The sequence below is a fragment of the Ideonella azotifigens genome (assembly GCF_006519715.1).
In the GTDB taxonomy this organism is placed as follows: Bacteria; Pseudomonadota; Gammaproteobacteria; order Burkholderiales; family Burkholderiaceae_C; genus Ideonella; species Ideonella azotifigens.
In genome coordinates this window covers 1-10,993 of record NZ_VIDT01000129.1, presented here as the reverse complement: position 1 = coordinate 10,993, position 10,993 = coordinate 1, and the positions used below count along the sequence as shown (strand labels likewise).

Annotated in this window: 9 protein-coding genes, 1 tRNA gene and 1 pseudogene; 7 read left to right on the top strand and 4 right to left on the bottom strand. The window is 66.5% G+C overall.

Annotated elements, in window-relative coordinates; all coding sequences use genetic code 11:
* The 3 genes and pseudogenes from FKP22_RS10710 to FKP22_RS10700 all read left to right on the top strand — a co-directional run.
* On the top strand, positions 1-989 hold a 989-nt coding region (locus FKP22_RS10710), incomplete at its 5' end, for a type II secretion system protein GspD (RefSeq protein WP_310733318.1).
* Positions 990-1,036: 47 nt separating this feature from the next.
* A tRNA-Ile gene (locus tag FKP22_RS10705) sits at positions 1,037-1,113 on the top strand.
* Between the two features lie 259 nt (positions 1,114-1,372).
* Positions 1,373-2,406: pseudogene (locus tag FKP22_RS10700) on the top strand (PDDEXK nuclease domain-containing protein).
* A 135-nt stretch (positions 2,407-2,541) separates the two neighbouring features.
* Here FKP22_RS10700 and FKP22_RS10695 read toward each other — a convergent pair.
* From FKP22_RS10695 to FKP22_RS10685, 4 genes are all read right to left on the bottom strand, one after another.
* A complete protein-coding gene (locus FKP22_RS10695; RefSeq protein WP_141287478.1) occupies positions 2,542-3,063 on the bottom strand; it encodes a hypothetical protein in 522 nt (173 codons plus the stop codon).
* A gap of 127 nt (positions 3,064-3,190) precedes the next feature.
* Positions 3,191-3,346, bottom strand: coding sequence for a hypothetical protein (locus FKP22_RS31935; protein WP_170200842.1), 156 nt, complete (start codon positions 3,344-3,346; stop codon positions 3,191-3,193).
* Between the two features lie 297 nt (positions 3,347-3,643).
* The gene (locus tag FKP22_RS10690; protein ID WP_141287481.1) at positions 3,644-4,579 is read right to left on the bottom strand and encodes a 2-hydroxyacid dehydrogenase; all 936 of its coding nucleotides are present in this window, start codon (positions 4,577-4,579) and stop codon (positions 3,644-3,646) included.
* Positions 4,579-5,772, bottom strand: coding sequence for a GNAT family N-acetyltransferase (locus FKP22_RS10685; RefSeq protein WP_310733317.1), 1,194 nt, complete (start codon positions 5,770-5,772; stop codon positions 4,579-4,581). Before FKP22_RS10685 ends, FKP22_RS10690 begins: the two co-directional genes overlap by 1 nt.
* Before the next feature lie 142 nt (positions 5,773-5,914).
* On the opposite strand from FKP22_RS10685, the gene FKP22_RS10680 reads away from it, so the two are divergent.
* The 4 genes from FKP22_RS10680 to FKP22_RS10665 all read left to right on the top strand — a co-directional run.
* Positions 5,915-7,399 carry an NAD-dependent succinate-semialdehyde dehydrogenase gene (locus FKP22_RS10680; RefSeq protein WP_141287477.1) on the top strand — a complete coding sequence of 495 codons (1,485 nt, stop codon included), beginning with the start codon at positions 5,915-5,917 and terminating at the stop codon, positions 7,397-7,399.
* Positions 7,400-7,831: 432 nt separating this feature from the next.
* Complete coding sequence (locus FKP22_RS10675; protein ID WP_141287479.1) at positions 7,832-9,973, top strand: TonB-dependent siderophore receptor; 2,142 nt, start codon at positions 7,832-7,834, stop codon at positions 9,971-9,973.
* A 227-nt stretch (positions 9,974-10,200) separates the two neighbouring features.
* Complete coding sequence (locus tag FKP22_RS10670) at positions 10,201-10,554, top strand: cupin domain-containing protein (RefSeq protein WP_141287476.1); 354 nt, start codon at positions 10,201-10,203, stop codon at positions 10,552-10,554.
* A gap of 14 nt (positions 10,555-10,568) precedes the next feature.
* Positions 10,569-10,993, top strand: a 425-nt coding sequence (locus FKP22_RS10665; RefSeq protein WP_141287475.1) for an NAD(P)/FAD-dependent oxidoreductase, incomplete at its 3' end; no start/stop codon positions are given.

Genomic DNA, 10,993 nt, shown 5'->3' with positions numbered 1-10,993 from the left:
GCCTGAACGCCAGCACGCCATCGAGCACCAGCTCAAGCAGCAGCGGCAGCACCAGCACGGCCGCCACCACGCCGCTCAGCAGCACCGCGGCACCGGCCACCGGCGGCAACATCCAGGCCGACCCGGCCACCAACTCGCTGATCGTCACCGCACCCGAGCCGCTGTTCCGCCAGTTGCGCGCCGTCGTCGAGCAGCTGGACACGCGCCGCGCCCAGCTCTATGTCGAGTCGCTGGTCGTCGAGGTGGACGCCAGCAAGGCCATGGACGTGGGCATCCAGTGGAAGCAGATCTTCAACATCGCCGCCACCACGACCGACATCACGCTGGCCACCGTCGCCCAGGCCATCCAGTCCACCTCCGGCACCAACATCCTGTCCACCGCGAACCTCATCACGCTGGACAACGAAGAAGCCAAGATCGTCGTCGGCCAGAACGTGCCCTTTGTCACCGGCTCGTACACCTCCACCACCAGCTCCAGCCCGTTCCAGACCATCGAGAGGAAAGATGTGGGCCTCACGCTGCGCATCCGCCCGCAGATCGGCCCGAACGGCGCCATCCGCCTGACCATCCTGCAGGAATCCTCGTCCGTCTCCAGCACCACCACGCCCGGCACCACCAACGCCGGCCCGGCCACCAACAAGCGCTCCATCGAATCGACGGTCATGGTCAACGACGGCAAGATCATCGTGCTTGGCGGTCTGATCGAAGACACGTACACCAGCGACGCCGACCAATGGCCAGTCCTCGGCGACATCCCCTACCTCGGCGCCTTCTTCCGTACCCTCAGCCGCACCCGCAAGAAGACCAACCTGATGGTCTTCCTCCGCCCGGTCGTCATGCCCGATGAAGACAGCAGCACCAAGCTCTCGCTGGACCGCTACGACCTCATCCGCGCCCACCAGCAAGCCCTGCCCGAAGACGTCAGGCAAGTCCTCCCCGGCCCCGAAATGCCCCTCGCGCCAGACGCGGGGCGCTGGCGCATCGAGTGACCCGCCAGCGGCCCGCCGCAGCTTCTACAATGCGCCCCTTCGGTAGGGGGCCGTTAGCTCAGTTGGTCAGAGCAGAGGACTCATAATCCTTTGGTCGTTGGTTCAAGTCCAACACGGCCTACCACTCACACCAGTGCTTGGGCTGTGACGTGCGGCCGTGGCAGCTCGGTTGCCATTGCTTTCTGACGCGCAGACCTGAGCCAACGCTACCAAGCGGAGGGCAGGGCGCATGACACCGGAAGCGAAGGCACGCGAATTCATCGATGCCTATCTGAGTGCCTTGGCTGGGTGATGCCGCAGAGGCGGCCATGCAAAGGGGTGACATGAGCACACGCAAAGTAGCCGAGCCTCCAAAGCCTGGTGCTACTGCGGTTGTCACACCGATGTCGGTATCGGATGCAGCCGTGCTGCTGGCCGAGCTTCGGCAGCTCATTGACGAGGCACGTCGCGCGGCCGTCGCGGCGGTCAATGCCGGCCTGACCCTGATGTACTGGCGAATCGGCCAGCGCATCCGTGTCGAGGTGCTGGGCGGCCAGCGGGCCGGCTACGGCGAGGAGATTGTCTCGACGGTGTCGCGACAATTGACGGCCGATTTTGGCCGCAGCTTCAGCGCCAAGACTCTGCGGCACATGATGCGGTTTGCCGAAGTGTTTCCGAGCTTGGAGATTGTCTCGACGCTGTCGAGACAATTGGCATGGAGCCACTTTCTGGAGCTGATCTACCTGAAAGACCCGCTGGCGCGGGATTTCTATGCCGAGATGTGCCGCATCAAGGGCTGAAGCGTGCGCACGCTGCGCGAGCGGGTCGACGCGATGCTGTTCGAACGCACGGCGCTGTCTGGCAAACCGAAAGAACTGATCCGCCACGAACTCGATGTGCTGCGTGACGGGGGCGACCTCACGCCGACGCTGGTGCTGAAAGACCCGTACGTGCTGGACTTCCTGGGCCTGCAGGACCGTTACCTGGAGAAGGACCTCGAAGACGCCATCTTGCGCGAGCTGGAAACCTTTTTGCTGGAGCTGGGCGCAGGCTTCAGCTTCGTGGCGCGGCAGCGGCGCATTCAGCTCGACCACGACGACTTCTACCTCGACCTGCTGTTCTACAACCGCAAGTTGCGCCGGCTGGTGGCGGTGGAGTTGAAGCTGGGTGACTTCAAGGCCGAGTACAAGGGGCAGATGGAGCTGTACCTGCGCTGGCTGGCCCGGTACGACCAAGAGCCGGGCGACGGGCCGCCGCTGGGCATCATCTTGTGCACAGGCAAGAAGCGCGAGCAGATCGAGCTGCTGGAGATGGACAAGGCGGCATCCACGTGGCCGAGTACCTGACGGTGCTGCCACCGCGCGAAGTGTTGGAGCAGAAGATTCAAAGTGCGCTGCAGGCCGCCCAGGCGCGGCTGCAAGCCAAGGCCGACGAATGAACATCCTCCCTGATCTGAAGGTCCTGAGCCGCTGAACATTCATACGAGATCCCATCTTCCGGAAATCGATGCTGCGGGCAATGGCGCGCCAGCGCTGCGGGTGTGTGGCGCTGGCGAAACGCGCTTGGAGTCTGGTCAGCGACCGTCGTGGTCCGAATCGCCCGGGATGGCGCGTTCCACGCCGTTGCTGACGCGTTCCCACGCGTCGCGGGTGGCGTGCTTGGCCTTGTCCCAGCTCAGCGAGGAATTGCCGCGGTAGCGTTCGTCCCAGTCGCGGCCGAGTTGTGGCTCGATGTCGTCGAAGCTGGCGTCCGGGTATTGGCTGTAGTACTGGTGGCCCAGGCTGTAGGCGGGGGCGTACTCGTCATAGGCGAGAGCCGAGTCCACATAGGGCCGGTCGCGGTAGTTCTCGCGCCAGTAGGCGTCTTCGCGGGTGGGGTCCACCTGTTCGGCCACGCCTTTGCCTGCCAGGCCGCCGATGATGGCGCCGGCTGCTGCACCGATGGCGGTGCCGACGGGACCGGCCACCGTGCCCATCGCAGCGCCCGCGGCCATGCCGCCGACCGCAGCGCCTACGCCGGTTCCGATGGGGTGGGCGCCAGGTGCGCCGGTGATCGGGTCGCGATTCGCGTCGGCAAGCGGATTCGAAGTCGTCATGTCAGTCTCCTTGTTGATCAAGTGCCCGTGATGGGCACCACGGAGCTGATGTTCCGCGACGCGCTTCGTCGCCCACGTGGGACTGCGAAGCGCTTGCAGGTAGGAGACTTGGGCGCGCGCCGTAGGCTCAGAAGACGAACAGCACCGCCATCAGCGCGGCCATGCCAAAGGGCGCCAAGCTGAGCAGGCGCAACTGCCGTGCCTTGTCCGGCTGCTTGCTCGCCTGGTACAGCGCAAGCCCGCCTCCACAGAGGCCGGTGACCATGGAAATCATTGCGAGCATGGGTGTCCTTTCGATGGCGTTGACAATGGACGAGGCGCGAGACGGCCTCCATTGCTGAACGTGGTCGAGCGCTCGAATGCGACATGGAAAGGCGCAGTGCGGGCTGCGCTGGCCGCCGCCTGGACATTGCGCCAATGCAAGAGACACGCGACGACTCTCCCCACGCTGTCGTCCGATTGCGCGCCGCTTGCATGGTGCAAAGCGGCATGTTGCCCCGACTGGACCGCAGCGCGCAAATCACGGATGTCTCCGCAGCCGGCTCGTTCTCAGGCTATCAAGAGCGCGCGCAATGCGGAATCAATAGCCCCGAATGCGATCCACCAGCCCGTCCATGGGCTGCCCATTCTCATGGCGCCTCAGGTTTTTCATGACCGCTTCCGCTGAGGTCAGCGCCTGCGTTTCGCTGGCCACATGCGGCGTCATCCAGATCTTCGGGTGATGCCAAAAAGGGTGGTCCGGCGCGGGCGGCTCGGGTTCGCAGACGTCCAGGACGGCCGCGCGCAGATGGCCGCTGTCCAGTGCATGGATCAAGTCGTTGTCGACCACATGACCGCCTCTGCCGGCATTCACGAAGGCTGCACCGCGAGGCAGCTTCGCCAGCAGGGAGGCGTTGATCATTCCCCGGGTCTGTGCAGTCAGCGGCAGCAGGCAGATCAGGATGTCGGTCTGCGCGACAAGCGCCGTCAGCCCTTCGGTGCCAGAGAGGCATTTCACGCCCTCGATGGCACGCTGTGAGCGGCTCCAGCCGGCGCAGTCGAAGCCGAAGTTGCCCAGCGCTGAAAGGACTGCGCGCCCGAGAGATCCGAGGCCGAGCACGCGGACGCGGCGACGGCTTGCGGGCAGGCGGGGCCGGGCTTGCCAAAGCGCGGCGCGCTGCTGCTCGAGGTAGGCCGGCAGGTCGCGATGCAAAGCCAGCACGGCCAGCGTGACGTACTCCACCATCCCGGCCACGATGCCCGGCTCGATCATGCGAACGACGTGCAGCGTGGGCGGCAGCTCCGCCAGATCGAACTGGTCGATACCGGCGCCAACCGAGAACAGCACTTCCAGCGCGGGGAAGCGGCTGGCCAGGTCCGGCGGTGGCTCCCAGGCGGCCAGGAACCTGACCTCGGCGGGGTTGCCGACCTCGGGCCACTGGCGAAACTCGATGCCCGGGAGGTTCTCCTCGAAGCATTGTTTCCAGATCGCGCCGCGAGCCGGATCGGACTTGTACAGGAACGCCGGCCTGGCCATCATCCCAGCGCCTGGTTGATCAGGGCGTACAGGCCAGAGGCGGGGCCGCGCCTGGGCGGCGTGCCGCGCGTCATCATCTCGACGCTGCCCGCGCGATTCAGGCCCTGGTCCTCCAGCCAATCGCCGAGACCGCTGCCGGCCTCGACGTCGATGCGCAGGAACCTGCCGGCGCATTGGCTCGTCCAGTGCGCGATCAAGGCCCGCGCCCCGGAGGCATCCGGCGCGACCACGGGGCCGATCGCGTATCCGCGTCCGAACCGCCGCAACAAAGAGAAGCCGACGGGCTCGCCATCCCGGTCGAGCACGATGCCTTGGGCATCCGCGATCAGCGCGCGAACCGCTTCGCCGCGTGCCATCCCGCTGGCGGCGGCGTCTAGCGCCACGAGCCTGTCCACGTCGGCCCGGCCCAGCGGTCGTAACCGCAGTCCCGGTGTCATGGCGGCAAGAGGGGCCGGACGTGCCGTTCCCTGGTGCTGTCGCACTTCCCCGAGGGCGACGAATCCGAGCCGTTCATAGAGTGCCCGGCCCTCGGCCGTGGCATGCAGCGAGACGTCGAACTGCGCCAGGTCATCCAGCAGCGCGCGCATCATCTGCGCGCCGATGCGGCGCCCCTGCATGGGCGGTGCCACGATCACCATGCCGAGCGTGGCACGGCGATCCGGCCACTTCCAGCAGTGGGCCGTGCCGACCAGTTGGCCCCTGCATTCCGCAACCACGCCCGCGCCCAGCGCGGCGACGAAACGCCAGTCTTCAGGACGATGCGGCCACTGCACTTCCATCGAGAGCGCATGCGCCGCTTCGAGATCGGCCGGAGTGAAGGGCCGCAGGTGAACGGTGTCGACCTCGGGGTCGGCCGCGCCAGTTGTCTGCGCCACCGCGCGCTCCGAATTGCTGTTCATGACGGCCGAATTGTGGAGCGCGCGCGCTGGCAATTGGCATCGAAACAGACCGCGGACGAAATTCGACAGCATGTTCTGTGGGCGGCGGCTCAACGACGGGGCGCTGCTGCCGAATGCGGTGCGCTCGAAACCATCTGCCGAGCCGTGGCGCCGCGCACGGGCTTCCGTCGGCCGGCTCCGAAGACCGCTGGGCGCGGGCTTGGCAGGCCGTGCTGTCGCGGTGCGCCAGAACGGCAGATCGCGTGTCTTGCGCAGACCGAGGGCCGACGACGCTGCTGCACGATCCTGCTTCAATCGAACAGGATCGTCGAATGAGCCTCCCACAAGATCGCCCTCATTCCGGGCCGCGCACGCGCGACCTGGGGGCGCGCCGTCCACCACCGAGAGGGGACCTGCCATCGCCGACCTCGTCCCGCAACCCTGATTCCAAACCAAGATGTCCCTGCTCACGCTTCAAGACCCCTCGCTGCTGCGCTCCGCCAACCTGATCGACGGACGTTGGTCCGAGTCGGCGAGCGGCGCCGCCTTCGATGTCAGCGATCCGGCCACCGGGCTCGCATTCGCCCGGGTGCCTGACAGCAATGCCATCGACGCCGCTGCCGCGGTGGACGCTGCGCACCAGGCGTTTGCGGCCTGGCGCGCGCGAAGCGCACGTGACCGGGCGCAACTCCTCAAGCGCTGGCATGCCCTGATCCTGGCGCACCAGGACGACCTGGGTCGGCTGGTGTCGCGCGAGCAAGGCAAGCCGCTGGCGGAAGGGCGCGGCGAGATCGCCTATGCGGCCAGCTACGTGGAATGGTTCGCCGAGGAGGCGACCCGCACCTACGGCGACCTCATTCCCGAGCCGGTGCGCGGCCGCAAGATGCTGGTGTTGAAGGAGCCGGTAGGTGTTGTTGCCGCGATCACGCCCTGGAACTTTCCTGCGGCCATGATCGCGCGCAAGATCGCGCCCGCGCTCGCGGCCGGATGCACCGTGGTGGCCAAGCCCGCGGAGGATACGCCGCTGACCTCGCTGGCCCTGGCTGCGCTGGCAGAGCAGGCGGGCATTCCGGCCGGTGTGGTCAACGTGGTCACGGCGTCGCGCGAGAGAACGCCGGAAGTCGTCGATGTGTGGCTCGCCGATGACCGTGTGCGCAAGATCACGTTCACCGGGTCGACGCCGATCGGCAAGCACCTGGCGCGCGAATCCGCCGCGACGCTGAAGAAGCTCTCGCTGGAACTGGGCGGCAACGCGCCCTTCATCGTGTTCGACGACGCCGACCTGGACGCAGCCGTGGCCGGGCTCATGGCCGCCAAGTTCCGCAATGGCGGCCAGACCTGCGTGTGCCCGAACCGCGTCTACGTTCAAGCCGGTGTCCATGACCGCTTCGTCGAGCTGTTGACCCGCCGGGTGGCTGCCCTGTGCGTCGGACCCGCGTCGGCATCCGAATCCCAGGTCGGGCCCATGATCAACGGGCGGGCCGTGGACAAGATCGCACGGCATGTTGACGATGCCGTCGAGAAGGGCGCGCGAGTGGTGCTGGGCGGCGAGCGCCTGACGGGCGGCGCCTGGGCGAGCCCGAATTACTTCGCGCCGACCGTGCTCACCGGCGTGACCGCAGACATGGCGTGCGCGCGCGAGGAGACCTTCGGGCCGGTCGTGCCCATCTCCAGCTTCACCGATGAAGCGCAGGTGCTCACGCTGGCCAACGGCACGCCGTTCGGCCTGGCGGCGTATTTCTACACGCGAGACATCGCGCGAGCCTGGCGCGTCGCCGAGGCCTTGCAGAGCGGCATCGTCGGCATCAACGAAGGTGCGCTGGCCGCGGAGGCTGCCCCTTTCGGGGGCGTCAAGGAGTCCGGCTACGGCCGGGAGGGCTCGCGCTACGGCCTCGATGACTACATGCAGACCAAGTACGTCTGCCAAGGCGGACTGGGGTAGGAGGCGCGCGCGGTGCTCACCGTGCCGGTGCGTTCATTGCACCATGCTCGGCCGACCCGCACCACGGCGCGTTTTTCGGCAGCGACAGCTCGCCGCAAGCCACCGAAAGACACGAGATTGTGGCTGCCCGAGCCTCAACAGCAGACTCTGCGCGCAGCGTGATTTCATAATTTCGACATGGCCCATCCCCCTGTCCCCGCTCGCTCCCTGCGTCTCGATGCGGCCAGCGTCCCCCACCCGGCCGGCAGTGGCCGAAGGCGGCGCTTCACGTACCTTGCCCGACGCTGAGTCGCGGTCGATTCCAGCCCCTTTCCTGTTTCAAGGCCTGTGTCCACCCGGACGCAGGCCGGGAGCGGTCACGCCTGTGCGAGCCAGGTGATGCTGCCGTGCCGTTCGGTTTTCAGATCAACGACCCTGAGGAGTACCCACGTGATGAACAATCGACGCTTCGCTCTCGCTGCAGTGCCTGCTGCCGCGCTCCTGGCCTGTTGCGGATCTGCCAGTGCGCAGGATGCTGCTGCCGCGCCGGCAGCCGCTGCCAGCCAGCCCGCCGATGTCCCGGTCACGTCCGTGACGATCTCGGCCGTCAAGCAGCCGTACCGCAACCTGTCGGCGACCGGGGCCACCAAGACCGACACGCTGCTCAAGGACCTGCCGCAGAGCGTGCGCGTCCTGACCTCCGACCTGCTGCAGGACGTGGGCGCGACCAAGATGGCCGACGCGCTCGAACTCACCAGCGGCATCTCCAAGCAGAGCAACCTCGGTGGTCTGTGGGACAGCTACTCGATGCGCGGCTTCACGGGTGACCCGAACTTCGGCTCGGACTACATGGTCAACGGCTTCAACTACAGCCGCGGCTACAACGGCGTGCGCGACTCGGCCAACACGGCCACGGTCGAGATCCTCAAGGGCCCGGCCTCCGCGCTCTACGGACGCGGCGAGCCGGGTGGAACGGTCAACATCACGACCAAGAAGCCGCTGTTCCAGCCGTCGCAGACCGTCAGCCTCTCCGCCGGCAGCCACAACACGCGTCGCCTGACCGCGGACGTGACCGGCCCGATCGGCGAGGAAGTCGCCTATCGACTCAATGCGGCTGGCGAGCGCGGCGACAGCTACCGCAACGATGTCGGCTTCGACCGCTACATGATCTCGCCGTCGTTCATCTGGGTGCCGTCGTCGGACACGACGATCTCCTATGAGCTGGAGCTCTCCAAGCAGCGCGCAACGTTCGACCGCGGCGTGGTCGCAGTCAACGGCAAGCTGGGCCTGGTGTCGCCTTCGAGCTTCTACGGCGAGCCCGGCGACGGCAAGACGACCATCAAGACGACTGGCCAGCAGCTCTTCGTGCAGCACTACTTCAACGACGACTGGTCCGTTCAGTCGGGCGTGAGCTACCGGGAGAGCTCGATCAACGGCGCCTCGACCGAAGCGCGTTTCCTGCAGGCCGACGGGCGCACGCTGGTTCGCCAACACCGCACACGTGACAACTCGGCCACGGATCTTTCCGGCCGCCTGGAACTGCTGGGCAAGGTCCCGACGGGCCCGGTCGTCAACAATTTCCTGGTCGGCATCGACGCCTACTCCTTCACCGACAACCGGCTCCAGTACCGACTGGCCAACGCCGGCAACATCGACATCTACGAGCCGGTCTATGGCAACGTGTCCAGCGCCATGACCAAGAATACCGACACGAAGGAACACCAGCGTTCGAAGGCCTTCTACCTGCAGGATCAGATCGACCTGAGCGCGCAGTGGAAGCTGATGCTGGGCGCGCGCCGCGATTCCTACGACCAGTCGCTGGACAACCACATCGCCGGCACCAGGGTCAGCCAGACGCTGACCGCGACCACCCCGCGCGCCGGCCTCGTCTTCCAGCCGACCAAGACCATTTCCCTGTACGCCACGGCCTCCAAGAGCTTCCGCCCGAACAGCGGCGTCAAGAGCGACTTCACGTCCTTCCCGGCGGAGAAGGGCAAGTCGTACGAAGTCGGTGCCAAGTACGACTCGGCGGAAACCGGCATCACCAGCACGCTGGCGCTCTACAAGATCACGAAGAACAACGTGCTCACGCCAGACCCGGCCGATCCGAACAACTTCTCCGTCGCCGCGGGTGAAGTCGAGAGCAAGGGTGTCGAGTTCGACGTGTCGGGCCAGATCGTCTCCGGCTTGCGCCTGTCCGCGGCCTACGCCTTCACTGACGCGAAGGTGACCCGCGACAACAACAGCTTCCTCGTCGGACGCCAGTCGGCCAACGTGCCGCGCAACAGCGCCAACCTGTTGCTGGTGAGTACCTTCCTCGCGGACGGACACGCCGCGTCGCTGGGCGGCGGCATCAACTACGTGGGCGAGCGCGAAGGCGCGGTGGCGCCGACGGTGGCGAGCGATGACTTCAAGCTGCCTGCCTACACCACCTTCAAGCTGATGTCCTCGTACGATTTCAACCGGCACCTCAAGCTGTCGATCAACGTCGACAACCTGTTCGACAAGGTGTACTACGCGAGCTCGTATAGCCAGGCCTGGGTCTACCCTGGCAGCACGCGCACCGTCACGGCCACCGTGCAATACAAGTTCTGACGCGTACCGGCGCCCCGTCTGGACGGGGCGCCTTCCCCGCGAGAGCCCTCCCGCACACCCGTCTCATCGCTCCCCTGCGGCCCACGAAATCCACCGGCAGATTGCGCTGCGGCCCGGGCGTGAATCGCACGTTTGTGTCCTTTGCGAGGGGCGCCTTCGGCACCAAAGAAGAGGCCCTGGCCCTAGCATCTTTGCGTACCTGTTCCACTCAGCCGCCACATCTCTCCATGTCCAGACTGCTCGTCAACTTCGACTTCGCCAAGCTCGGCGAGCCACGCGAATACCGTCCGCCCGCAGATCGGGTGTTGGAGGGCGACATCGTGTGCCGCAACTGGGACATCGACAGCGCCAAGGACGGCCAGGTCCGCGCGGGCGTTTTCGAGTCCACGGTCGGCATGAACCGCTCGATCAAGGGCGAGACCTGGGAGTTCTGCCTGATCCTCTCCGGCGTGGCGGAGATCACCGAGGACGGCCATGCGCCGGTCACCTACCGTGCAGGCGACTGCTTCATCATGAAGCCGGGCTACGTGGGCACCTGGCGCACTCTCGAGACGGTGCGCAAGGTGTGGGTCGCGGCCTGAGCGGGAAACAGACGATGCCTGCTCCGCTCACCCTGGTCGAGACCACGCCCGACCTGCCCGCTGCCGCCGACGTGGTCGTCATCGGCGGCGGCATCATCGGCTCGTTCACGGCCTACTACCTGGCCCGCCGCGGATTGAAGGTGGCGCTGCTCGAAAAGGGTCGCATCGCAGGCGAGCAGTCCAGCCGCAACTGGGGCTGGTGCCGCCAGCAGAACCGCGACGAGCGCGAGCTGCCGATGGCGACGAAGAGCCTCGATCTCTGGGAGCGCTTCGCAGTGGACGAGGGCGAAGACACCGGTTTCCGCCGCTGCGGCCTGCTTTATCTGAGCAACGACGAGTCCGAGCTGGCCGGCTGGGCGCGCTGGGGTGAGTTCGCGCGCACCGTCGGCGTGAAGACCCAGATGCTCAGTGCCGACCAGGCCGCGCAGCACGGGCGCGT